The 24,218-nt window shown below is 59.3% G+C and carries 16 protein-coding genes; 9 read left to right on the top strand and 7 right to left on the bottom strand.

Annotated elements, in window-relative coordinates; genetic code table 11:
- The first annotated feature begins 181 nt into the window (after nucleotides 1-181).
- The 3 genes from BLLJ_RS09410 (at nucleotide 182) to BLLJ_RS09400 (ending at nucleotide 6,027) form a co-directional block, all read left to right on the top strand.
- Nucleotides 182-1,546, top strand: coding sequence for a glycoside hydrolase family 27 protein (locus BLLJ_RS09410; RefSeq protein ID WP_013582990.1), 1,365 nt, complete (start codon nucleotides 182-184; stop codon nucleotides 1,544-1,546).
- A gap of 751 nt (nucleotides 1,547-2,297) precedes the next feature.
- Nucleotides 2,298-4,208, top strand: a complete 1,911-nt coding sequence (locus tag BLLJ_RS09405; RefSeq protein WP_013582988.1) for an ABC transporter ATP-binding protein — start codon at nucleotides 2,298-2,300, stop codon at nucleotides 4,206-4,208.
- A 10-nt stretch (nucleotides 4,209-4,218) separates the two neighbouring features.
- A complete protein-coding gene (locus BLLJ_RS09400) occupies nucleotides 4,219-6,027 on the top strand; it encodes an ABC transporter ATP-binding protein (RefSeq protein ID WP_007052919.1) in 1,809 nt (602 codons plus the stop codon).
- 25 nt (nucleotides 6,028-6,052) lie between these two features.
- Here the strand turns inward: BLLJ_RS09400 and BLLJ_RS09395 are convergent, their stop codons facing one another.
- A complete protein-coding gene (locus BLLJ_RS09395) occupies nucleotides 6,053-7,123 on the bottom strand; it encodes a Fic family protein (RefSeq protein WP_013582987.1) in 1,071 nt (356 codons plus the stop codon).
- Nucleotides 7,124-7,402: 279 nt separating this feature from the next.
- On the opposite strand from BLLJ_RS09395, the gene BLLJ_RS09390 reads away from it, so the two are divergent.
- The 3 genes from BLLJ_RS09390 (at nucleotide 7,403) to BLLJ_RS09380 (ending at nucleotide 11,972) form a co-directional block, all read left to right on the top strand.
- Entirely contained in the window at nucleotides 7,403-8,362 is a 960-nt protein-coding gene (locus tag BLLJ_RS09390; RefSeq protein WP_007055571.1) for a TatD family hydrolase, read from the top strand.
- Between the two features lie 142 nt (nucleotides 8,363-8,504).
- A complete protein-coding gene (locus BLLJ_RS09385; protein ID WP_013582986.1) occupies nucleotides 8,505-11,018 on the top strand; it encodes a KUP/HAK/KT family potassium transporter in 2,514 nt (837 codons plus the stop codon).
- 93 nt (nucleotides 11,019-11,111) lie between these two features.
- Nucleotides 11,112-11,972 carry a class II glutamine amidotransferase gene (locus BLLJ_RS09380; protein ID WP_007058535.1) on the top strand — a complete coding sequence of 287 codons (861 nt, stop codon included), beginning with the start codon at nucleotides 11,112-11,114 and terminating at the stop codon, nucleotides 11,970-11,972.
- Between the two features lie 74 nt (nucleotides 11,973-12,046).
- Here BLLJ_RS09380 and BLLJ_RS09375 read toward each other — a convergent pair whose 3' ends face one another.
- The 3 genes from BLLJ_RS09375 to BLLJ_RS09365 all read right to left on the bottom strand — a co-directional run bounded on the left by BLLJ_RS09375 (nucleotide 12,047) and on the right by BLLJ_RS09365 (nucleotide 15,399).
- Nucleotides 12,047-12,751, bottom strand: coding sequence for an HD domain-containing protein (locus tag BLLJ_RS09375; RefSeq protein WP_007052900.1), 705 nt, complete (start codon nucleotides 12,749-12,751; stop codon nucleotides 12,047-12,049).
- A gap of 123 nt (nucleotides 12,752-12,874) precedes the next feature.
- Entirely contained in the window at nucleotides 12,875-13,996 is a 1,122-nt protein-coding gene (locus BLLJ_RS09370; RefSeq protein ID WP_013582985.1) for an ATP-binding cassette domain-containing protein, read from the bottom strand.
- Nucleotides 13,993-15,399 (bottom strand): ABC transporter permease, encoded by a 1,407-nt coding sequence (locus BLLJ_RS09365; protein WP_013582984.1) that lies wholly within the window; start codon nucleotides 15,397-15,399, stop codon nucleotides 13,993-13,995. Before BLLJ_RS09365 ends, BLLJ_RS09370 begins: the two co-directional genes overlap by 4 nt.
- Nucleotides 15,400-15,890: 491 nt before the next feature.
- Here BLLJ_RS09365 and BLLJ_RS09360 point away from each other — a divergent pair, with 491 nt between their 5' ends.
- Together BLLJ_RS09360 and BLLJ_RS10715 are read left to right on the top strand one after the other, a co-directional pair.
- On the top strand, nucleotides 15,891-17,996 hold the full coding sequence (locus BLLJ_RS09360; protein ID WP_013582983.1) for a DUF4012 domain-containing protein: 2,106 nt from the start codon (nucleotides 15,891-15,893) through the stop codon (nucleotides 17,994-17,996).
- Complete coding sequence (locus tag BLLJ_RS10715; RefSeq protein ID WP_016507759.1) at nucleotides 17,996-19,171, top strand: acyltransferase; 1,176 nt, start codon at nucleotides 17,996-17,998, stop codon at nucleotides 19,169-19,171. The genes BLLJ_RS09360 and BLLJ_RS10715 overlap by 1 nt, the downstream gene beginning before the upstream one ends.
- A 415-nt stretch (nucleotides 19,172-19,586) precedes the next feature.
- On the opposite strand, the gene BLLJ_RS11490 is transcribed toward BLLJ_RS10715, so the two are convergent.
- From BLLJ_RS11490 to BLLJ_RS09340, 3 genes are all read right to left on the bottom strand, one after another.
- A complete protein-coding gene (locus tag BLLJ_RS11490; protein WP_124226675.1) occupies nucleotides 19,587-19,766 on the bottom strand; it encodes a hypothetical protein in 180 nt (59 codons plus the stop codon).
- A 358-nt stretch (nucleotides 19,767-20,124) separates the two neighbouring features.
- Complete coding sequence (locus BLLJ_RS09345) at nucleotides 20,125-20,901, bottom strand: glycosyltransferase (RefSeq protein ID WP_074709944.1); 777 nt, start codon at nucleotides 20,899-20,901, stop codon at nucleotides 20,125-20,127.
- A gap of 131 nt (nucleotides 20,902-21,032) precedes the next feature.
- The gene (locus BLLJ_RS09340) at nucleotides 21,033-22,061 is read right to left on the bottom strand and encodes a glycosyltransferase family 2 protein (protein WP_013582980.1); all 1,029 of its coding nucleotides are present in this window, start codon (nucleotides 22,059-22,061) and stop codon (nucleotides 21,033-21,035) included.
- 367 nt (nucleotides 22,062-22,428) lie between these two features.
- Here BLLJ_RS09340 and BLLJ_RS09335 point away from each other — a divergent pair, with 367 nt between their 5' ends.
- Nucleotides 22,429-24,147 (top strand): ATP-binding protein, encoded by a 1,719-nt coding sequence (locus BLLJ_RS09335; protein WP_032740906.1) that lies wholly within the window; start codon nucleotides 22,429-22,431, stop codon nucleotides 24,145-24,147.
- The last annotated feature ends 71 nt before the right edge of the window (nucleotides 24,148-24,218 follow it).

Here is a 24,218-nt window from a genome sequence, read left to right as displayed (position 1 = left end):
GTCGTACGTTGGGATGGGACTCTCCGGGGGAGTGGCGTCACTCTTCACCTATCCGTACGTGCGCGATGCCGATTGGTTTGCGGCTGGCATACCGCCGTAGGGCAACTTATGCGAATATCAACGAAAGCAGGATACGATGACGGATCTTCCGCAGAGCCTTCCTCAGGCATGGCGTCCGCCGATGGGCTGGAACAGCTGGGATTCCTATGGCACGACCCTCACCGAAGACGAGCTGCTGGCCAACGCGCGGTTCATGGCTGAACACCTGAAAAACGCCGGCTGGGATACGCTGGTCATCGACATCGACTGGTACGACCCGACCGCCCGCGCACATGGTTACAACGACAACGCGCCGCTGATTCTCGACGAATACGGCCGTCAGCTGCCTGACCCGGTGCGTTTCCCGAGTGCTGCCGGCGGCAAGGGATTCGGCCCGCTCGCCGCCGCCGTCCACGAACTGGGCTTGAAGCTTGGCATGCACATGATGCGCGGCATCCCGCGTATCGCCGTGGACAAGAACCTGCCCGTATACGGCACCAACTACACCGCCAAGGACGTGGCCGACCTCGACCACGTGTGCAAGTGGAATCCGGACAACTACGGCCTGAACCAATCCCACCCGGGCGCGCAGGCCTGGTATGACGCGCAGCTCGACCTGTTCGCCTCCTGGGGCCTCGACTTCCTCAAGGTCGACGACATGCAGACCCCGTTCCACTCCGACGAAATCGCCGCCTATCATCGCGCCATCGCCAAAGCCGAAGCCAAATACGGCCGTTCGATTGACCTGTCTCTCTCGCCCGGCGGCTGGGTGGCGACGAGCTACGTCGACTTCCTGCGCGAGAACGCCCAAATGTGGCGTATTTCCGACGATCTGTGGGACCGTTGGGAAGACATCTACCAGCAGTTCGCCCGCCTGGCCCGCTGGGCGCCGTTCCAGACCACCGGCCACTGGGCCGACGCCGACATGGTGCCGTTCGGGCACATAGGCCTGCGCGCCGAACGCGGCGACGACCGCCAATCCCGCCTTACGCTGGACGAGCAGAAGACACTGCTGGCCCTATGGTGCATGGGGCGTAGCCCGCTTATGGTCGGCGGCGATCTGCCCACCAGCAACAGCGACGCCATCGCGCTGCTGCAGAATCCCGCGTTGCGTGAGGTGCTTGCCGGCTCCACCAATAACCGCGAGACCGTGCGCGAACGGATTTTTGGCAAATGGTGGGATGAGAGCACCTGCCGTGGCGAGTTCATCGTCTGGTCCGCCGACGCAGCCGATTGGGCCGATGGCACACGTTCCGCGCATCACGGCGGCCATTACGCCGCGCTGTTCTGGACCGGCAGCGACACATACGAGATCGGCCGCAACATCCAGCTCCAATCCATCGTGGGGCTTGACGCCCGCAATGACGATTGGACACTCGCCGATCTGTATGCCGACGCGCCGGGCGAGCCCGCCGACGTGCGTCTTGAAGGCGTGGGTGCCGACCGCGTCATCACCGGCACGATTCCGCCGCACGGCGTGCTCTGGGTGGCCCTGGACCGACGCTGAAACCGAACCTGCCTCCGCCAACCAACCTCCTGAACCGACCGCCCGAATCGTATGGAGAAACCTGCCATGAATGCGAACATCGCAAACGAACAATCCCCGGTAGCTGTTCCGCCCGCAAGTTGGTTCCTACGTGCGTTCGCTGGCGTTCTGACCTGTAGGTGGACTGTCTCTGTCTGTTCGTTGCTTCGCCTTGCTTGCGTTTTGTACGTTTTATCTGTTTCGTGAGTTTCGTGCGTTCTGCGGATTTCACGCGTTTCGCGCAGTGCCGCACGCTGATCACCATTCAGCGTGCGGCACTTTTGCATATCTCACGTGTTGCGGGAGATGCCGATTCCGTCGCACAATACGTAAAACGTGAATGAACCACTCACTATGCTGGGTTGTTTGAGCGTGATATGACATGCGCCACTTTCCCGGGAATGCGTTGCGAATTGGACCTGTTCGGAGGTGTGCAGCGACGCATTCCGGGGAATGTTGCGCTTAGAGAGCCGCGTATCGCCGCTAATGCGGGGAACACGCAGAGTTGCGGGCCGTTGCGATTAGACGCAGGCCGTCTAGACTAGTACGCGTTTGCGAAAGTCGAACGTGCTTCGACCGATGAAGGAGAGCTTCGGTCATGCGGCCAATGACAGGCGCAGTGCGAAGCACGGCTGATCGTGAATCGCGGCGGCAGCGATTGCCGCGTGCGGCGCAGGAGCATGCCGCACCATACCACAAGCAAACAATCCCCAAGAAACGGTGATCTCCTCACATGTACGTCGATCCGGGAATCAATACCAGCGCAAGCAATCTCAAATGGGTGCTGCCATACTGCAAACCAGACCTGCCCCGCGTGGTAGGCGCGCTTCTACTGTTCATCGCAAATAACACGATGGCCCTGACCATTCCGATTCTGTCCGGTATCATCGTGGACCGCGTCATCGTCGGCGGACATGCCGACGAACTGCCACGTCTGTGTGGACTGATGATCCTCATGACCATCATCCGCGTGGGCGCGCGATACGGCTACCAGATGTGGATGGAGCGTTTCGGCCAGAACTCGGTCTACCGCCTCGTCTCCGACGAATACGAGAAGCTGCACGAGCTCGACTTCACGTATTTCAACCACACACGCACCGGCGACATCATGAGCCGCCTGACCTCCGACACCGACGCGATCCGCCACTGCCTGAGTTGGGTGAGCTATCAGATTGCCGACTGCGTGGTCATGTTCGTGGGCGCCCTGTGCGTGATGTTCGCCATCGATTGGCGACTCGCGCTCGTCCTGGCCTGCGTCACGCCGTTCATTTTTGTGCTCACGCGCGGCCTGTCCACGCACGCCCACCCGCTGTTCTTCGCCATCCGCAACTCGCTGGCCTCCCTCAACTCCATGGTCGAAGAGAACATCGAGGGCAACCGTGTGGTCAAGGCATTCGTGCGCGAACCGTACGAGACCGAAAAGTTCGACGAGCACAACGACGATTACATGCAGTGCAACATGGCCTTGGCCTACAACTCGCGCAAGTACATGCCGTGGCTGGACGGCCTCGGCTTCTCGCTGCAGCTCATCACCCTCGGCCTCGGCGGCTTTCTGGTCATCAAGGGCTACATGACCCTCGGCAATCTGGTGAGTTTCAACTCCTTCCTGTGGATGATCGACGGCCCGGTGCGCCAGTCCGGCTGGCTGATCAACGACTGGCAGCGATTCAACGCCAGCTGCATCAAAATCCGCAAGCTGCTCACCGAACAGCCGCGCATCGTGGAGAAGCCCGACGCGGTCGAAACCGTCAAGCAGGCGGTCACGATCGTCGAGCAAGTCAAGCACGATGATGAGGCTACCGGGGCTACCGGAGCGCCCGTGGCTTCCGGAACATCCGGTGCCCAGCAGTCCACCGAACGCAAGTCCTGCCCGCTGCACATCAAGGGCGACATCCGCTTCGACCACGTCAGCTTCGCCTTCCCGGACGACCCGGAGACCCCGATCCTCAAGGACCTCGACTTCACCGTGCCCGCCGGCTCCAAGCTCGGCATCCTCGGCGAAACCGGCGCGGGCAAGTCCACGCTCGTCAGCCTCATCTCCCGCTTCTACGACCCGACCGTTGGCCATGTGCTCATCGACGGCATCGACGCACGCGACTGGCCGCTGGCCACCTTGCGCTCGCAGGTGTGCATCGTGGCGCAGGATACCTTCCTGTTCTCCGACACCATCGGCGGCAACATCGGTTTTGGTGCCAGCGGTGATAGCGACGACCGATATATCCAGAAAATGGCCCAGATCGCCGGCGCGGACAATTTCATCAGGTCGATGCCACAGGGTTATGACACCGTCGTGGGCGAACGCGGCGTGGGCCTGTCCGGCGGGCAGAAGCAGCGCCTGTCGCTGGCCCGCGCGCTCGCGGACAATCCGTCGATCCTGATTATGGACGATACGACCTCGGCCGTCGATATGGAGACCGAGGCGGAGATCCAGAAGCACCTCAAGGAGATGGACGGCGGCAAGACCATCGTCGCCATCGCCCACCGCATCTCGTCGGTCAAGGATTCCGACCTGATTCTGGTGCTCGAGCACGGACGTATCGTCGAACGCGGCACCCACGCCGAACTCGTGGCCGCACACGGCCGCTACTGGGACATCTACCACAAGCAGCTCGGACTCCAGTCCGGCGTCGCACAAGGTTTTTAGAAGAGGACTTATGGCACAACGCAATACATACCGCGAGGATGAGGAACTCGAGGAGCAGATCAACTTCCGGGACATCCTGCGCGTCGGCAAATATCTCAAACCGTATATGGCACAGGTGGCGCGCATTCTCGTCGTCGTCATCTCGATGAGCTGCATCGTCGTCGCCGTGCCGTACCTGACCAAGATCATGATCGACGAGGCGATCCCGAACAAGGACCTCGGCAAGCTCGGCATCCTCGCCGTGATCCTCGCCGCGCTGATCGTGCTGTACGAGTTCGGGCTGCGCTACCGCACGGTGGCGATCACGCGCGTCGGCCAGCTCATGCTCAAGGACATGCGCCGCGATATCTTCACGCATATCCAGACGCTGCCCTTCAGCTACTTCGATTCGCGCCCGCACGGCAAGATCCTGATCCGCGTGGTCAACTATGTGAACACGCTTTCGGACACGCTGAGCTCCGGTCTGATCAACGTGATCTCCGACGTGTTCACCTTCGTGATCACGCTGATCGTGATGTTCGTGATCGACTGGCAGCTGGCCCTGTGGAGCCTGATCCTGTTCCCGGTGCTCATCATCTGGGTGCGCGTGCTGCAGATCTTCCAGCGGCGCGCCTTCCAGAAGCTCTCCAACAAGCAGAGCAACCTGAACGCCTACATCCACGAGTCGATCGCCGGCGTGAAGACCACGCAGACCTTCGCACAGGAGCAGGCCCAGTTCAGGACCTTCCAGGAACAGCAGGGCGAGGTGCGTTCCGCGTGGATGCACGCCGTGCACATCCAGTTCCTCATGTGGCCGGGCGTGCAGACCATCTCCGTGATGACCATCTCGTTCATCTACTTCGTCGGCGTGATGGGCTTCGGGGGCGTGAACGTGACCACCGGCGTGCTCATCGCGTTCGTCGGCTACGCGAACAACTTCTGGAATCCGGTGATCAACATCGGCAACTTCTACAACCAGCTCATCACCTGCTCGGCGTACCTCGAGCGCATCTTCGAGACGCTCGACGTCACGCCGGAGATCCGCAACAAGCCCGACGCGGCGGACCTGCCGCAGATCCGCGGGCGCGTCGACTTCAACGACGTGGTGTTCCGCTACGAGAAGGACGGCCGCAACATCCTCAACCTCGTGGACTTCCACGTCGAACCGGGGCGCACAATCGCGCTGGTCGGCCCGACGGGCGCCGGCAAGACGACGATCATCAACCTGCTGTCGCGCTTCTACGACGTGTCCGAGGGCTCGGTGACGATCGACGGCTACGACGTGCGCGACGTGACGCTCGCATCGCTGCGCCGGCAGATGGGCGTGATGCTGCAGGACACCTTCATCTTCTCCGGCAACGTGCGCGAGAACATCCGCTACGGCAAGCTCGACGCCACCGACGAGGAAATCGAGGCGGCGGCGAAGGCCGTGCACGCGCACGAGTTCATCATGGAACTGCCCGACGGGTACGACACGGTGGTGGAGGAGCGCGGATCGACCCTGTCGGCCGGCCAGCGCCAGCTCATCGCCTTCGCGCGCGTGCTGCTCGCCGACCCGCGTATCCTGATCCTGGACGAGGCGACGAGCAACATCGACACGCGCACCGAGGAGGCGCTGCAGGCCGGCCTGCAGCATCTGCTCAAGGGGCGCACGAGCTTCATCATCGCGCACCGCCTGTCGACGATCGAGAACGCGGACGAGATCTTCTACATCGATCACGGCCAGATCGTCGAGCACGGCTCGCACGCGCAGCTGCTCGCCGCCAAGGGCGCGTACTACCGCCTCTACGAGTCCCAGTACGCGATGATTCGCGTGGCCAGCGGAGCGCCGGAAGAGTGACGAGATGTTGCGCACAAGGATGCGTTTAGCGGCGTTTCACATAGCGGGTGCTGCGACCAGCACCGATTTTGATGATCGTACCGGAGTCCAACAGTGATTTCAGCGTGCGCTCAATGGTGGTGGTGCTGGTATCGGGCATGCGAGCGAGAATATCGGCCTTGGAGAGTGGCACTAGGGATTGATCAAGCAGTGCTTCAATCCGCGTTCCCTTGGTGGCTACTCGCGGTGCTCCCTGCGCTCTGCCGCCTGCCGCGAGATTGATGCGTTCGTCGAATTCCTTGCACGCGGACAGTATGATGCCAAGCAGGTAGTTCGTGAATGGCGCATAATCATTGGCGTTGTCGTCCCATCCTTGGGTGCTTGCGGTCATCGCCTCATAATAAGTGCGTTTACTTTGCTCGATAAGGTGTTCGATACTGATGTATTTGCCGACCATATAGCCATTGCGGTACAACATCAGGAGCGTGAGTAGCCGACTCATGCGGCCGTTGCCGTCATTGAACGGATGTATGCAGGTGAAATCGAGAATGAACATGGCGATGGCAAGCAATGGATCGGTATGTCCATCTCGGATTGCTTGCGTGTAGGCGGAACACGCGCGTTCGATCAGTTCCGGTGTGACAAGTGCGGACGGTGGGGCGAATCGCACGGTGCTGGTCCCGTGTGCATCTCGTTCGATGATGACGTTGTCACTGTCCTTGAAATGCCCCGCAAAGGTCAGTGGTGTGTGTCGGAAGAGGTCGCGGTGCAGTTGAAGAATGACGTTCGGGGTAATCGGAATATAGTCGTGGCTTTCGTGAATAACCGATAGCGCGTCACGGTAACCGGCAATTTCTTCTTCATTGCGATTGCGCGGTGTGACTTTCTCCGAGACGAGATCGTTGAGCCTGCTATCGCTGGTAGAAATACCTTCGATGCGGTTTGAGGCATCTGTGCTTTGGATGCGCGCGACGGCAACCAGCGTCCCCAATATATCCGGTCTGATCGTTGTCTGTATGCTTTGACGCCCTTTTGCCTCGTGAATAGCGGCAAGCAAACTCGTGGTGTGCGGGGTGAGCAACGTCTTACCTGATTCGATGTAGTCAAATGATCTCATACTGCCTCATTTTCTGCATCATACGAACTTTTCTGCATCATATTTTATCAAAATGAGGCAGAAAATGGGCTGATGATGCAGAAAAAGGCGGCAGGATGGCGACCGTCTCGCTTGCCGGTTGCGCTACTCTCCCGGGAATGTTGCGCTCGTGGCAAGAAACGGCAAGTTCAGGCGGGCGTGACCGACGATACCCGTCGTGTAGTCGAACGTCTTACCGGACTGCCTTACGAGCGTTGCTGGCGGTAGCCTACACTGAGAAACAGCCTACACTGAGAAACCATGAGCAAGCACCACCATCGCGACCGTAGCTGGGCTCCGGCACCTGAAGCATTGCCGGACGATGCCCAGACCATCGACAACCACACTCACGTGGCCTCCGTAATCCCTTTCGCGCGCGCTATGAGCCATGAGGCGCAGGAGAAGGGACAGCCCGAAGTCCCGGTGTACGACGTCGACCAATTGCTGGCGCAGGCGCAATCTGTCGGCATTGGGGGTATTATCGACTGCGGTTGCGAGCTGCCGCACCTGATGACCGCCGTCCAGATGGCCCTCGATCATCCGGGTAATGTGCACGCGGCGCTCGCAATACACCCCAATGAGTCCGTGCTCCACGGGCATCGCGGTGTGCCGGGGCCGGATGGTCTGCCCCTCAAATACAAGCCTTACCATGACACGTCTTTCGAGGACGCGCTCGCCGAAGTACATCGCCTCGCCACCACATACCCCGAGCAAGTGGTGGCTATCGGCGAGACCGGCATGGACCTCTTCCGCACCGGCGAAGGTGCCAAGGAACTGCAGCGCGAGGCTTTCCGCGCGCATATTGCCCTGGCCAAGGAACTGGGCCTGCCCATGCAGATTCACGACCGCGACTCCCATCGCGAGGTCATCGAAACCCTGCTGGCCGACGGCGCGCCCGAACGCACCGTATTCCACTCGTATTCCGGCGACCGTGAGATGGCCGAGATCGCGCGCGAACATGGCTGGTATCTGAGCTTCTCCGGCACCGTGAGCTACAAAGGCAATGACGGTATCCGCGAATCGCTACGGATTGTGGGGCTGGACCATGCGATGGTCGAAACCGACGCGCCGTATCTGACGCCCATGCCGTATCGTGGCCGCACCAACGCGCCGTACATGATTCCCTACACCTTGCGGGCCATGGCCGATACGCTCGACTTGCCCATCGCGGATGTGGCGCGCGGCACCCGCGATACCGCCCGCGCCGTATACGGACTGTGAGGGCCGGGTGTGCGGCCGTCGCGGCGCGTGTAGAGACGATGTGTTGACTTGTAAAATTTGTCAGAATTGTGAACGAGGTCTATCATGATGTGTTTGACATAAGCGAGGGGGATGATCTCCACCTCAATGGAGGACTGAACGTATGGCTGAGTCGAACCAAAGGACCGCACGTGCCCAAAAAGCCTCAAAGGCCCAGAAAGCCCAGTCTGGTGCCGCCAAAGCCAAGGCCCGACAGGAAGAAGAAGCACTGCTGAGGGCCGACACCTTTACCAACGCTCCCAAGGTGTCCCGCCGCACTCTCACCAAGGAGGAGCGCGAGGCACTCGCCAAGCAGAGGGAAGCTGAAACCAAAGAAGCCGAGAAAATCGCCAGCGCATGGTCGAAAGGCGGCCTCGGTCGATGGTGGGCCCGCCTGCAATCCAGCCCAGACAAGGTCACCTGGGGCATGGCAATCGTGGCGCTCGGCGTGGTGTACGGCGACATCGGCACCTCGCCCTTGTACACCGCGCAGACCTTCCTTGCCGGTCAGGGAGGGCTTGGCAGCGTAGACCGAGAGGCCGTGCTCGGCATGCTGTCGCTGGTCTTCTGGTCGATTACGCTGATCACTACCGTCAAATATGTGCTCATCGCCATGCGCATCGACAACAATGGCGAAGGCGGCATCTTCGCACTGTACTCGTTGATTCGCAAGTACGGCGCATGGCTCGCGATTCCCGCCATGCTCGGCGGCGCGGCATTCCTCGCGGATTCGGTACTTACCCCGGCGGTTTCCATCAGTTCCGCAGTCGAAGGCTTGCAGACCCTGCCGCCATTGGAAGGGTTGTTCGACGAAAACCCAAGCCTGACCCTGATGATCACCGTCGTGATCATCGTGATTCTCTTCTCCGTGCAGTCGCGCGGCACCGAAAGCATCGGCAAAGTATTCGGCTCGATGGTGCTGGTCTGGTTCGGCTTCCTCGCCATCGTGGGCGTCACGAATCTCTCTAACGACTGGTCTGTGTTCGAGGCCCTGAACCCGGTGTACGGCATCAAATTCCTGTTCAGCCCGAACAATGCTGCCGGCATCGCCCTTATGGGCACCGTGTTCCTCTCGACCACCGGTGCCGAGGCGCTGTACTCCGACATGGGCCACGTGGGGCGCGGCAACATCTACTTCACTTGGCCATTCATCAAGGTTGCGCTGGTGCTCAACTACTTCGGCCAAGGCGCGTGGATGCTGGCCAATAGCGATAACCCGCAATACACTGCGATGGAGTCACTCAACCCGTTCTTCCAGATGATGTCTCCGAACGTACGTTATCTGGCCGTGATTCTGTCTGTTTCGGCCGGCGTGATCGCTTCCCAGGCCCTGATTACCGGCGCGTTCACCATGGTCTCCGAAGCCACCCGCCTCAATTGGATGCCTCATCTGCAGGTGCGGTACCCGGCCCGCACGCGTGGCCAGCTGTACATTCCGGTGGTCAACGGCGTGCTGTGCATCTCCACGCTGGCCGTACTCGCCATCTTCAAGGATTCGGAACACATCTCTGCCGCATATGGACTGGCGTTGACCATTACGATGATCACCACCACCGTGTTGCTCGGCGTCCACCTATGGCATTCCGGCAAGCGGGTCGGTGCCATCGTGTTCACCGTGCTGTTCTTGGCGATTCAGGCTATGTTCTTCATCGCGTCTATGGCCAAATTCCTGCATGGTGGTTGGTTCACCATGTTGCTGACCGCCGCGATTCTGTTCGTCATGTACACGTGGAATGAGGGCACCAAGCTCGAACGTGCGCAACGCCGTCACATGCGGCCCAACGACTTCCTACCCGCGCTCGACAAGCTGCACAGTGATTTCCGCATCCCGTATTTTGCGGACAACATCGTGTACCTGACCTCCGACTCGGAGACCAAGCGACTCGACACGGACATCTTCTTCTCCATCTTCGCCGACCACCCCAAGCGCGCCCGTGCTTGGTGGGCAGTCAGCGTGGAAACCACCGACGAGCCGTTCACCCGTGAATACTCGGTGGAGGACTTCGGCACGAACTACATCTACCGCGTGCGCTTCCGTCTGGGATTCAAGGTTTCGCAGTCCATCCCGGCGTACATCCACCAGATCATGCACGACCTGTCCAAAACCGGCGAACTGCCTAAGCAGAAGTCGATTTACCCCAAGGTCGACGCCGATCCGGACATCGGCACCATCCGTTACGTGCTGATTCACAAGGCCCTGATGCCGGAATCCAAGGTTTCCGCACGCGGTGCCCTGTCGTTGCAAGCCAAGTACGCAATCCGCCACATGGCCGGCTCGCCGGTTAAGTGGTTCGGTCTGGCACCTTACAACCCGTTGGTCGAGGTGCAGCCGCTGTTCGTCTCCACCCGCCGCCCACCGCGTCTGAAGCGCACCGATACGGCCAAGACCATCCCGACGCCCACGCCGACTCGTGCAGTGGCCGACCCGGCCGCCGTCCCTGACCCGATGGACACCACGTCCGGGCTTGGGCGATTGGTACAGGAGCTCGATGCCGCCGTATCGGCCGAGGCGCGGAAGACCGCTGAGGCCGCTGCCGCCGATGCGCCCGCTGAGCAGGGCGATAAGGGCGATAAGGGCAAGGCCGAGAACGGCAAACCCGCCGCCAAGCCTCAGCGCTCCGCCAAACAGAAGCGATAACATACCAGTTTGCAGCGGCGCTGATGCGCTCTATAAAGAATGCCTATAACGGTCGCCGCACGTCGCCACACGGTTTCGGTAAGTTGAAATACCATGTGCAGATTACTGGGATACGCGACGGCAGGCTTCAACCTGAGTCTCAACGCTGTGTTGGGGCAAGACAATGTCGAGGATTTCCGTGAACTGTCTGAAATCCACAATGATGGCTGGGGTGTAGCCCAGCTTTCCGATCCTGCCGAAGCACCGCACGTGCGCGACGGTGGCGCACCCACCCCGGAAACCGGCACCCGAATCTACAAGTCGACCATCGCGGCCCGTCATGACAGCACGTTTGAGGCGCTGGCCGACGAACCGTCTCGCGGTGCCATCTGGCACCTGCGCTTGGCAAGTTCCAATCTGCCGCTCATCATGGAGAACCAGCACCCGTTCTATGCGAACGGCCTGAGCTTCATCCACAACGGCGATATCTCGGACGCCAATGGCCGCAACATCGTCACCAACCGCTCATACCCGGTGAACCACAGCGTGTTCCTCTCCACCGGCGGCCGTTCCGACTCCGCCATCTTCTTCGCGGTGATTCTGGAATACATCGGCTTCGGCTTCTCGCTCGACGAGGCCGTGGCCCAGGCCGTGCGCGAACTGCGCCAAGCCTACCCGAAGTCCAGCTACAACTGCATGATTCAGTCCGAGGACCAGCTCATCGCCCTGTGCGCCGCCGGTCGTGAGAAGACCAGCCCGCGCATCGTGGAAATCTACGATGAGTACGGCCGTGGCGAGCAGGCCGCCGACTACCGTGTGATGCGCTACCGTGAGCTGCGCGACGACAACGGCGACTCCGCCGGTGTCGTGGTCTCCTCTTCCGGCTACAAGCAGGAAGGCTGGAACGTGCTGGAGAACGACCAGATGATCATCGTCTCCAACCGCAACGGCACCTACCGTCTCCGTTCCATCTGAAATACCTTCATAAGCCCCCTCTGACGAGGGGGCTGTCAGCCGACAGGCTGACTTGGGGGGAGACCCCTAGAGCCTCAAATCATCCGCATCCCATACTTCTCCGCCAACGCCGGAATATCCGGCACGCCATACTTGGCTACCAGATCCAGCCATCGCTGTTTGTTCTCTCCGCCAAATCGCTCGGCTCGGGCCGTATACGCCTCGACCTGCAGGAACTTCGGCGGCACTGACTTGCTATGGAACTTGTCGGCGTACATCACCACTTCCTGCTCGAGATTCATCGGCACATAGTCGGCTGGTGGCAACGGCAGCTCCTGGCGCACCACATCCTCGCGCGTAAGTCCCACGCCGGTATGGTTGCGGCAGAACTGGGCGATGGACTCGTCCACGCCCTCGTCGAGCAGATACTCGTAGCCCTTAAGACCGTGCAGAATGTAGCGTTTCTTGCTGAATTTGAGCGGTTCGCCGTCAGAGCCGTCATGCTTGAACACGCGGTAGGTGCCGATGTCATGCAGCAGTCCGCCGATGAGTACCAAATGCTCGTCGAGCAGACGCGGCGGCACATGGCCGCCGGTGACGCCTGCGGTGGGCGGTACCTCCGCGTCCTTCGGTAATGTGCAGCGGCGCGTGAACAGCGCGTTCTGCCGGCGCACGATCTGGCAGCCGATGGTCGCTACAATCACGCAATGCGTGTGCACCAGCTCGTACGCCGCCTTGGACGGCGCGATTTTGCGGTGCAACTCGTCGATCTGCTCCAGTGTGGGAATATATCCGGTCATAATTATCAGGTTTCGCCTCGTACGGTCAGATTTATCCTCAGATTAGCGCGGCAATGAGCCGCAGCATTGAAAAACCCCTGCGATTCGGCAATACGAATCACAGGGGGCTCTATGGTCTGAACATCAGATTTCGAAGAGTGTGTCGGCTGCTTCGGCGATCTCGCGCGACGCAGTGAGCACGATAACGCAGTGCTTCGGGTCACCGGTGTGCGCCAGCTTGGCCAGCGCGGCGAACACGGTCACCTCGTCATCCGCGTTCAGCCCTCGTGTCGGCTCGTCGAGGATCAGCACCTCGGCCTCGGTGCTGATTGCACGGGCGATGGCCACCAAACGCTGCTGCACCAAAGGCAATGTGCCGACAGCCACGCCGCTGGTGGCCTCAGAGAAGCCGACCTTGGCCAGCAGTTCGCGGGCGATCACCGGCTTGGGCTTCAGGAAGTTGCGGTTGGACGCATTCATGGCGTACAGCACGTTTTGTTCGGCGTCGAGCTTCGGCTGCACGGCGTGCAGCTGCGGTACGATGCCCAGACGGTGGCCGCGCAGTTCCACGGGCTCGAGCTCAACAATGTTGGCGCTCTTGTTCATCACCGTGCCAGACGCCGGCGTGGCCAAACCGCTCATCACGCCCATCAGCGCGCGACGTTTGGCGTCGGCGGTGATGCCCGAATCGGGGTCGTCGCTGATCAGCAGCGCGTATGCGTGTCCGGAATAGCAGAAGAAATTCGCGCCATCGAGGATGTTGACCTTGCCCTTGGGGCCGGCGACCGTCACCTTGTTCAGGGCAAAGGTCGGGTAGGTCTTGAGCAGAATGTCGTCGGAACCGCCGCCCACCAACACGCGATCGATACGCGAGGCCAGCGTCATGGTGGGTTCGGACGCTTTGCCCTGAGGCTCCGCATGCTCGGCCAATGCGTCTTTGTGATCGGTTTTGGCCAGTCGGAGTGTTTCGTTGACGCGGGCGGCATTGCGCTCGGTCACTTCGGCGGATGCGTTGACCGAAGCGATGGCGTCTGCTTCGGCCTCGCTGGTCTCGTCGGTTTCTCCGGTTTCGGCAGATGCCAGTGCGCTGTAAATACCATCGTCAACAGTGCCTTCGTCATCAACGTCATCGAAGGTCACGCTGAACTGCACGGAGTCAGCTGGAACGGATTCAATGGTGTCGTTCGTCTCAGTCTCAGAAGTCACTTCGTCAGCCGTTGCGTCAGTGGTCTTCTCGAGTTCCTGATCGTTGTTCCTGTCGCTCATGCCTGTGCCTCCGCATCGTCGGTTGTGGTGGTCGTCTTGTTGGTCTCGCTCACGGTGCCCCAGTCGCCATCGGCGGCGAACAGTTTGTTCGCGCTGAAGAACGCAAGGCGCAGGGCGGCAAGAATCGCCAGGATCAGGATTGAACCCAGTCCATACCAGACCATGGTCCAAATCAGGTCCGATGTCACCGGGATGGCATGGCCGGATGCCAGAGCAGGTCCGATCGGCTTGGCGGCGAACGCGCCTCCGACCAGACCAATCACGTAGAAGGGCAGGGTGACGATGAACACTTCCAGCATGAACTGCCATCCCAAACGCCCGCGAGTGACGCCGGACACCAGTGCCATGCCGATCTCGTCGTCACGCTTGGACGCCCACACGCCCGACAGCACGAGGATGAGCAACAGCACGCCGCCCACGGCAACCAACACAATGGTGCCGGTCTTCGCGCGCGAGGATAGCGTATCCAGCGGCTCCAGAGAAGCGTTGTAGGATTCCAGCGAGGGGGAAGAGAACTCGTAACCCTTGGCGGGCAGCTTGGACTTCTTGAGGGTGGATACCAAGGACTTGTATGTAGCGGAATCACCGGCGTCGAACACCACGTCCAGATCCGGGACTGCCCAGCCGGAGACGGTCTTGTCGGTGGACTGTGGGTCGAGTCCGGCCTTGGCGAAGGTCTGATAGTTGGTGAAGATCGCGTTCTCGCGGTTGCGGGCGGCCGTCACCGGATTGGCGACGGCGGATTCGGATGTGTACTTGTAGATGCCGCGCACCTTGAGTTTGGCCGTGGTCTTGGCGTCCGAGGCGGCCGCCACCTCGAGCGTATCGCCCACCTTCAGGTTGTTGGCGGAGGCAAACGCTTCAGAGACCAGTGCGCCGGTGGTGTTCGGGTTGGAGGACTGGTTGTTGTAGCTCAGGTCCTTGCCGTCCACGATTTCGAAGGTGCCGAGGTCGCTGGCCTTGGCGGAATCCTTGGTCCAGAAGGCTCGCCAAATGAGCTGGCCGCCGGTCTCGTCATCGGAGGCCGAGCCCAGCGATCCGCCGTCCAGGGCCTTCAAATCACCGCTCACGCGGGCCGGCACGGTTTCGGTAACCGTGAAGTTCAACGAGTTGGTGGCCGACTGGACGAGCGTGGCGTATTCGGTGTATGAGGTCCACGTCATGTAATGCTTGGTGGAAGCCGAGTCCGTAGCGGAGACCTTCTTCCACGTAGCCGCAGTCGGGCGAATGGCCAACGTGGCCTTCTGCTGATCGTACGCGGTGGTGTGTGCGTTGGTATCTTCTTGAATGATGGCCAGTCCGGCGACTGTGCCGAAGGTGACCGCCAAGGTGATGAACGCGGTCAGGGCCGTACGTCCTTTAGAACGTGTCAGGGCCCGCCAGGCGTTGCTGAGGACGAACATGTAATTACCTCTCCCGTTCTCCTAAGCCGAACAAATCAATACGGCTCTAACTATTGTTGCGTTTAGTGACCGTTTTCTTGCGCAATACTGTTATACCCCTCAATGAAGTCTGAGAACATTCTGACAGCGATGTGGTGGTCATGCGGGGATTTGCACCCAGTATGGGATAAATCCTCGGTCTATTTCGGTGGCATCGGTACACTGGCATGAGATATGCGTGGCGTCACGTGTGCTCCGGCATGTCTGCGATTCCGGATTTGCCCGGAGTCCGGCATCCGGAAGCGTGGCCTCGCGCCGCTGGATAAGAGTATGAGCTGAGCAGATTTTCGGGCAGGGTAAGTATGCGATTCACTTCAGGGCATTCGAGCCATAAGGCTGTGGGGCGTAGGAGAAGACGTCATGCCGGTAACGGAAAATTCAATCGCTCCGCATCTACGAATAGCGCTGTGAATCAGCAGACGGGTCCCGTAAACCTGAAGACTCCCCAGCACGTGGGTGGTAACGGCCGTTCGCTGATCAGCCGTACGCCGATATGGGCGCGAGTGGTGGTTGTACTGCTGCTGACGTTGCTGGCCAGCGTCACCTGTGTGGGCACGCTCTACGCGGCATCCGTCTCGAGAATGGCCACGGATGCGCAGCGCGTGCTGACATCCGCCGAAAGTCTGGCCAATTCGGCACTTGGCTGTGGCAGCGATAAGAGTCTGTCGGACATCTCCCAAGAGCTGGTCAATGCCACCAATGATCTCAATGCGGAGCTGAACGGCCCACAGTGGGACTTCTTCCGCGACCATTCGCGATTCGGAAGCGACATCACCGCCGCCCGCGAAATGCTGGCTTCCGTGGATACGCTGGTCAACGGTCCGTTCACTGATCTGCTGAACCTGTCCAAACGATTGCAGGGCTTCTCCCTGAAGAATGGCTCGGTGGACGTCAGCGCCCTGATGGATATGCCGGATATCGTCAAGCAGGCGCATAAGGATATCTCGCAGCAGCTCACCAAGCTCAACAAGGTGCCGACTCCGAGCGTCGCCAAGGTGGCCACCGTGCTCGAAACCGAAAAGGCTGCGCTCAAGACCGTGGATTCGATGATCGGCGAATACGATGGCCTCATTAACTTGCTACCGCAACTGCTTGGCGAGGACGGCAAGCGCACGTATTTGGTGATGGTGCAGAACCCGGCCGAGCTACGTTCGGCGGGCGGCATGGTAGGCACCATCGCCGCAATCACGGCAGATAAGGGCACGATTACCATCGGTGATTTCGCCACCACTTCTGGTTGGGACATTCCTGAGGAGCCAATGGATGATACGGTGCTGAAGGAGCGCCAGGTATTTGGTGGCACTTTTGACCAGTACCCGGCCACCACGACCATCGACCCCGAATTCCAGCGTGTGGCACAGATGAACAAATACATGTGGCTGTATCAGAAAGGCAACGAAGACGAGAACGTAGCGGGTGTATTGTCACTCGATCCCGTATTTCTCCAGGCATTGCTGGGAGCCACAGGCGAGGTCAAACTTTCGGACGGCCGAGTGCTGGATAGCACCACCACGGTGCCGTTCTTCGCTTCAGACCTGTACACGGATTACCCGGACTTCGAGCAGCAGAACAACTTCGTTTCCGAAGCGGCTCAAGCAATTATGAACCATGTGCTTGGCAACGCGAATGCCTCTACCGCATCCCCGCTGTTGAAGGCAATTAGAGATACCAGCGCTAGCGGTCATTTCAAGCTATGGATGGCTGATCCGGATGAGCAGGAGGCGCTGATTGCCACCGGACTTATCGACGATAAGGCCAGTGGCGAGTTGTCTGCTGACAGTCAGGTGCCCGAAGCCGGCATCTATCTTTCGGAGCTGCAGCAAGGCAAGCAGGATTGGTATCTGAAGACCTCCACCACGGTCACAAAAACCTGCGGCGACGCCTCAGCCAGCCAGAACGCCCTGTATTCTGGCGTGCTGGATAAGCGCATCACGACAGCCGTGCGTAACACGCATCTGGGTCAGTTTACGGAAGATCAGCTCGGTGACGAATACACGGTCACCTTCACCATGAAGAACACGCTGACTAAGGCTAAGGCCGAATCGTTGCCTGATTTCGTTAATGGCGGCTCGGAGAATCCAGTGCTCGGCGGCATGTTGTACCGCGTGGTGCTTACCGCTCCGTACGGTGGCGAGATCACCGCTGTGCAGGCTGATATAGATTCATGGGGTACCAACACCGCGAGCCTGTATGACCGTCAGTACATTATGTTCAACCAGCAGTGGATCGAGCCCGGAAAAGAATTGACGATTGCTTATACCGTTCGGGTCAGCAGCGATGCCACACATCCACTGAACGTGGTAACCACGCCGGTGGTGAATGCGGATGGCGTCGAGACGGGCTCCAACGGTAATGTGACCGATGAGTGCCCGGCCGATACGAACGGCGCCGATGGTGCGAACGGTGCCGATGGCGCGAACGGCGGCGCGGACGGCGGCAAGAACGACGCGCATAAGGACGCGTCCTCCGATCCCTCGGCCGGCCTGGACGCCTTGGACAAGTTGAAGAGTCAGATCAGCTGCCCGGTCGATCTGAAGTCCCTGGCGGGATCCATGTGATGACCATGCCCGATTCCGTTTCCGGCGTCGCCGGCAAGCCGCGCGACGTGAACTACGATCTGCTGCGCGTGGTGGCGATGTGCCTGGTCATCGGCGTCCACGTGATCAACAACTACATGCCCGTCAAGATGACCCTCGCCGGCAGCGCGGAAGTGACGCGATCCGTGCTGTTCGCGCTGTTCATGGTCTGCAATCCGCTGTTCATTATGGTATCGGGCCGGTTCAACCTGACATTCGATGCCGACCGGCCGGTGAGCACCCACTCAGCGGGCCGTCTGCCGGGCTCTGGCTCTGATGCCCGGGCAGGCGGCGGTGCGGGCCAAGCCGATCCCAGCAGCCTCGCGCCGTACGCGCGCTACTACTACAAACGCTTTGTCTCGCTGATTGTGCCGTATCTGCTGTATGCGGGTGGCATGGGATTCGTCGCCTACCTGGTGATTGATCATCGTTCGGTTGGCGGCGCTGTGTCTGGAACGTTGTTCGATCTGTTCTCCGGGTATGACGATTCCGTCTATTGGTTCGTGTTCATGCTCGCCGGTTTCGTGCTGGCAACGCCGTTCCTGGCCGCGATGATGCGTACGATAGGCCGATCGGGCGCCTGGTTGCTGGTCGGGCTGGCCGCCGCCGTGGCCGCTGCCGAACAAATCTGTAATCTTGCCGGATATCCGCTGGTGTTCTTGCAGTCATTCCCATGGCGTGGACTGCTGGTTTACTATCTGCTGGGCTTTGTGCTGGAATACTACCCACCTTCCGCACGCGCACGGTATGGTTTGTATGCGTTGGCACCATTCGCCTTGGCCTGGACCGTCGCCACGCCGCATCTGTTCACCGGTCAGCAGGTTCAGGTCGGCCGCACGCTTACGGTTGCCTTTGCGATAGTGGTGATGACGGTGTTCCTGTTTTTCCGCTACGACGTGCACATTACGTCAGCACGGTTGCGTAAGGCGATTATTTGGCTTGCCGGATATTCCTACACGATTTACTTGGTGCACTCGCCGCTGTCCAAGGTGCTGATTGGCCCGAGGATGCCCACGCCGACGAACGGATGGTCGTATGCGGGTATCAGTGTGCTGATGTTTGGCGCTACGTTGCTGGCGGCGCTGGTATTCGCGGTGATAGCCGATACCGTGGTGCTTAAGCCCGTGCAGCGTCTGCTGCGGAAGGTACGGCTGTAGATTCGGATACGGCGCTATGCCACGGTATCAAAGCCAGGAATCCCAGCAGCAGAAGCGGGGTGAACGTGAATTTCGACATGCCAAGGCCGGCATCAAACGGTTCAGCCGCTTCCACGCAGCGCTCGCCGCCACTCGTGAGAACACGGTCGAAGGAGTAGAAACAGCATCAGAGGCATCGGAAGCATCAGACATATGTCCCACTATATATATGAGGTGTTGGTGGTGATTGAGCGATATTTGAAGGCAGTTCTGGAAGGGTCCTAGACGTATGATTTGGAGAACGGTTCCACCATTAATGGTGCCAACGTTCAGCTCTATTCCAGCAACGGTACTAATGCCCGGCGTTGGATGTTGCGTAAGTAGGTTTGATGAGCATGACTTCATCTGATGAGAAGCCTTGAACCCGTGTCCACATTTATGATGGAGGGCGAATAACATCAACGATTTTTAGCACGGCTTTGTCTCCGTCATTTAATTTCTTGGCGCTATCGATGCCGCTCGCACGTCCACACATGAAAAGAGCCATGTCAATCATCTGTAGCCCGTACAGCATGCGCGAATCCTCCCACTGGAAAGGCATTTTGATGCGTGCCAAATCAGAGGGGAAATATCCTTGCTTATCCAAGGTATGAGAGATTTGTGGTACCTGTGGCTGGAAAAGGATAATGAGGGACTCCGAAAGGATGCTTAATGGTAGGGGAGGGAGAACGGTATATCGATTCAATCGGCTTGTCGTATGTGGACGGATACCGATTATGCGCTTGAGGTTGGTGCGCGTATTGAGTGTGTGGTCGAACCAGCTGAAGATGAGTGGGGGTGTCATTGTTGACGTTCAAGAAAGCATGGCAGATACCAGGTAAATGATTTGCCCACCTTCATATTTTGCGGTTTGGGCTGACACTAAAAGATGGGGTGCGACTCACGGTTGCGCCCCATCTTTTAGTACGTCGCTGTCAGTGCCTCTTGTTGTATGCGATTTTGTTGGTGTCAATGACGAAGGTCTTGCGGTCATTCTTGGCCATGACATCCAGGATAATACCGGCGATGATGAACAGAAGCCCCGTGATGACCAGCATCACCGCGCCGATCAGCGTGGGGAAGTGCGTGACCACGCCGGTTTTGGCGAATTCGAAGGTAACTGTGCCGCACAGCACGATGCCGACGATGCCAATGATCAGGCCCAACCCTCCGAAGAAGGGAAGGGGCTTGTATTCGCGGATCATGCGGAAGATGGTGCTCATGACCTTGATGCCGTCACCTACGGTGTCCAGCTTGGACACTGAGCCTTCGGGGCGGTCACGGTACTGGATTGGCATCTCGTAGAGTCGCAGGTTGTTGTTCAGCGAGTGGATGGTCATCTCGGTCTCGACCTCGAAGCCGCGCGAGAGCACGGGGTAGGTTTTGACGAAGGTGAAGCTGAACGCGCGGTATCCGGTCATGATGTCGGTGACGTGCGCGCGGAACAGGTGGTTGATGGAGCCGCGCACAAGTCGGTTGCCGAAGTTGTGGAACGGGCGCTTGTTCTCTTGGAAATAAGTGGATGAGAGGCGGTCGCCGATCACCATGTCATAGCCTTCGAGCACCTTGGCGACTATGTCGGGCGCGGCGGCGATTTCGGCCGTGCGGTCGGTGGAGTTGTTGTCGTACACGTAGATGGCCGCGTCGGGCAGCGCCGCACGGAAGTCGCGCACCACCTTGCCGATGGTCACCTCTTCGTTATAACAAGGCAGGAGAACGGCGACGGTCTCATTTTCGCCTCAAGCAAGGGGCATTGCTATACGCGTTGACTCGTATGATGAGGACAAAATAGATACAATCCAAGCACTGTAGGAGGGGCCGTCACGCTGGCCGCCGGTCCCTCCTACAGCGTGGTTTCGATGCGGTAACGGGGGCGATGTTTGGATTCCATATAAATCTTGCCGACGTATTCGCCGACGATGCCGAGGGAGAGCATGATGAGTCCGCCGATGAGCCAGATGGAGATCATCATGGACCCCCAGCCGGCGATGGCGTGGCCGAACCCGAGCGAGACGAGCACGTACACGAACATGCCAATCGCTACCAGGATAGACAGCAGTCCGGCGCCGGTGACGAAGCTCAGCGGCTTCGTGGAGAACGAGGTGATGCCCTGAATCGCGAAGGCGATCATCTTCTTCAACGGGTATTTGGATTCGCCCGCCTCGCGTTCGCCGCGCTCGTAGTAGACTTTGCTGGTCTGGTAGCCGAGTGTGGGCACGATGCCACGCAGGAACAGGTTGACTTCGTGGTATTCGCTGAGCGCGTCGAGCGTCTCGCGGCTCATGAGACGGTAATCGGCGTGATCGGGTACCGTCTCGGCACCCATCCACTCGAACACCTTGTAGAAGGCTTCGGCGGTGGTGCGCTTGAACCATGTGTCCTTCTTGCGTGCGGAACGCACTCCGTAGACAATCTCGTTGCCGTTGCAGAATCCGTCGATGAACTCGTCGACCGCGTTCACATCGTCCTGCAGGTCGGCGTCCATGGAGATGGCGGCGTCACAGCCGTAGGCGCGCGCGGTCATGAGCCCGGCGAGGAGCGCGTTCTGATGGCCACGGTTGTGGGAGAGCTTTACGCCGCCGAACAAGTGTGCGTCGCGTTCGTGCAGATTGCGGATGATGCTCCAGGTGTCGTCTTTGGAACCGTCGTCGACGAACAGGATGCGGCTTTGTTTGCTGATCCGTCCGGTTTCGGTAAGATGTGCGACTTTGGCGGCCAGCACGTCGGCCGTGTGCACGAGCCCTTCCGCCTCGTTGTAGCAGGGAAGCACAAAATACACGACCGGCTGGTCGCGGCGGTCGGCGCGCTCGCCGGAACCATCGCCACCGGCGCTCGTGATGCCCGCTTTCTGCGTGTTTGTCTCGAAGATCATCTTCCCATCCTCATACTCAGTTCGAAGCCGTCTCATCCCGGTTCCGGCCCATGCTCATGTGCTATAGATAGTTTAGCTGTTTGCGTAATGTCGTGCGTGATTTTCTCGGTTCGGTCAATTTCGATATTTACATGTTGATGCTTGCGTTCAGGTTCCTGTTGCTGTTCGGCATGCGTATTCGTGTCGCTTGTCATAAACCGGTTCTTGATGTCATGAGCTTATCATGATGCAATCATGATAAGCTCATGACAGAGTATTTATCTTCACGTTATCATGAGATTTCAGACGTGGGTTTGGGGTCGATTGGAGGCGACTGCTTGGATCCATGTGGTCGCAACAAGTAAGACAAATAAGCTGATCAAGGGGGATGATGATGTGGACGAATGACGATATCGCCGAGGTGCTGGAACATCTACGTGTCCAAGGCAACGATGACGCCCGTTTCGAGGCGAAATCCTGTGCGCGGACCATCGGCACCAGCGTGTGGGAGAGTGTGAGCGCGTTCGCCAACACCAAGGGCGGCGTGCTGTTGTTGGGAATCAGCGAGGACGGGGATTTCTCGCCTGTTCCGGGATTCGACGCCAACCATATTGCATCGCAGTTCATGGATGGTATGGGAGATGGCAATCCGCAAGGAGCACGGTTGACGAATCCTCCGGAGTATGACGTTTCCCGATGCGAGCAGAACGGCTTGTCGTTCCTGGTCATCGACATCCATGAAAACGGCATTCAGCACAAACCCTGCTATCTTACGGCGAGAGGGCCGCAAACCGGTGGGTACCGCCGTATGGACGACAAGGATTTGAGATTGTCGCCAACCGAAGTGTTCGAAATGACCCATGCCCTGACGCCCAGTTCCGCGGATCGTATGGTTGTCCCTGAAGCCGACGTCTCCGATCTGAATGCCGAGGCGGTGGACAGGGTGCTTGCCGAGCATCGTAATTCCAAGGCGTTGCGCGGGACTGATACTCGTCTTGAGCGCATGACCAGATTGAATATGGTGAACAAGGTTGGAGAGGTGCGTCTTGCGGGACTGTTGGCCGCCGGACAGTACCCGCAGCAGTACTATCCCAAGCTGATCATTGACGTCGTCGCACATCCGGGTGTCGAGAAATCGGCGGTTGAGGGTCCGCGTTTCGTGGATCGTGTGCAATGCGACGGCAATATGCCGGAGGCAATCGAACAGGCGGTGGAGGCCATCGCCAAAAACCTGCGGGCTCCCACGTTCGTCGTGGGGGTCGGAGCCCGTACCGATAGCGAGATTCCAAAGGAGGTGCTGCGCGAGGTCGTCGCCAATGCCGTGGTTCACAGGGAATATGATGCGCAATTCCTCGGAGAATCCGTGACCGTGGACATCTACCCCGATCGGGTGGAGGTGTCGAATCCTGGCGGATTATGGGGTGGGGTCACGCTGGCCACGATCGGCAGCGGCGTGTCATGCTGCCGCAATGCGACGTTGATGCAGCTGCTTCATCAGATACCGTATGACGATGCGAATGATGTGACCGTGGAAGGCGGTGGCTCCGGCATCCCTCTGGTGATTCGCGAGATGAAATCCCGTGCACTGGGGGAACCTGTGTTCCGCGCAACTCCCGATCGGTTCACGGTCGTTCTTGGACGCTACGGCGTGGAGCAGCAGGAGAACCGTGACTGGCTTGATCATGTGGGCGTCCCCTTGACTCGTCATGAACGTATGGCGTTGCTCTTGTTGAAGAGGCATGGCGATATGACGGTTCCGCAGTTGCATGTCGCGCTGTATCTGGATTCCGACGACATCAGGGTGATTTTGCATAGATTGGTCCAAGCGAGGCTGGCCGATGAAATCGGCCCTGATCGGTACGCACTAGCGGAGAAGGTCGATGGTGAGGAGCCGAGTGGGGGCCGTAAGGGTCTTACGGCATCGGAATCCGCGATACTGTCCGTATTGTCGGCGGATAAGCCACTTGATGTCCACGAAATCGGCCGTCGCTCGGGGAGGGGCCTTCCTACGACGCGTAAGGCGTTGAGCCGGCTCGTTAAACGTGGACTCGTTCTCGCCACTGCGCCGCCGCGCAGTAGAAACAGGAAGTATCTTCTCAAAAGATAGGATGATGCCGTCGCCGGAATGTATGGCGGAGCTCCGCCGATTTTGCCCGCTTCGCTCCGTCTGTCTTATCC

The organism is Bifidobacterium longum subsp. longum JCM 1217 (assembly GCF_000196555.1).
In the GTDB taxonomy this organism is placed as follows: Bacteria; Actinomycetota; Actinomycetes; order Actinomycetales; family Bifidobacteriaceae; genus Bifidobacterium; species Bifidobacterium longum.
This window is presented reverse-complemented; position numbering and strand designations above follow the sequence as displayed.

Excerpts from the sequence above, each read along its gene's own strand:
- BLLJ_RS09410 (WP_013582990.1), top strand. The coding sequence starts at position 182 with ATGGGCTGGAACAGCTGGGATTCCTATGGCACGACCCTCACCGAAGAC.
- BLLJ_RS09405 (WP_013582988.1), top strand. The coding sequence starts at position 2,298 with ATGTACGTCGATCCGGGAATCAATACCAGCGCAAGCAATCTCAAATGG.
- BLLJ_RS09400 (WP_007052919.1), top strand. The coding sequence starts at position 4,219 with ATGGCACAACGCAATACATACCGCGAGGATGAGGAACTCGAGGAGCAG.
- BLLJ_RS09395 (WP_013582987.1), bottom strand. The coding sequence starts at position 7,123 with ATGAGATCATTTGACTACATCGAATCAGGTAAGACGTTGCTCACCCCG.
- BLLJ_RS09390 (WP_007055571.1), top strand. The coding sequence starts at position 7,403 with ATGAGCAAGCACCACCATCGCGACCGTAGCTGGGCTCCGGCACCTGAA.
- BLLJ_RS09385 (WP_013582986.1), top strand. The coding sequence starts at position 8,505 with ATGGCTGAGTCGAACCAAAGGACCGCACGTGCCCAAAAAGCCTCAAAG.
- BLLJ_RS09380 (WP_007058535.1), top strand. The coding sequence starts at position 11,112 with ATGTGCAGATTACTGGGATACGCGACGGCAGGCTTCAACCTGAGTCTC.
- BLLJ_RS09375 (WP_007052900.1), bottom strand. The coding sequence starts at position 12,751 with ATGACCGGATATATTCCCACACTGGAGCAGATCGACGAGTTGCACCGC.
- BLLJ_RS09370 (WP_013582985.1), bottom strand. The coding sequence starts at position 13,996 with ATGAGCGACAGGAACAACGATCAGGAACTCGAGAAGACCACTGACGCA.
- BLLJ_RS09365 (WP_013582984.1), bottom strand. The coding sequence starts at position 15,399 with ATGTTCGTCCTCAGCAACGCCTGGCGGGCCCTGACACGTTCTAAAGGA.
- BLLJ_RS10715 (WP_016507759.1), top strand. The coding sequence starts at position 17,996 with ATGACCATGCCCGATTCCGTTTCCGGCGTCGCCGGCAAGCCGCGCGAC.
- BLLJ_RS09340 (WP_013582980.1), bottom strand. The coding sequence starts at position 22,061 with ATGATCTTCGAGACAAACACGCAGAAAGCGGGCATCACGAGCGCCGGT.
- BLLJ_RS09335 (WP_032740906.1), top strand. The coding sequence starts at position 22,429 with ATGATGATGTGGACGAATGACGATATCGCCGAGGTGCTGGAACATCTA.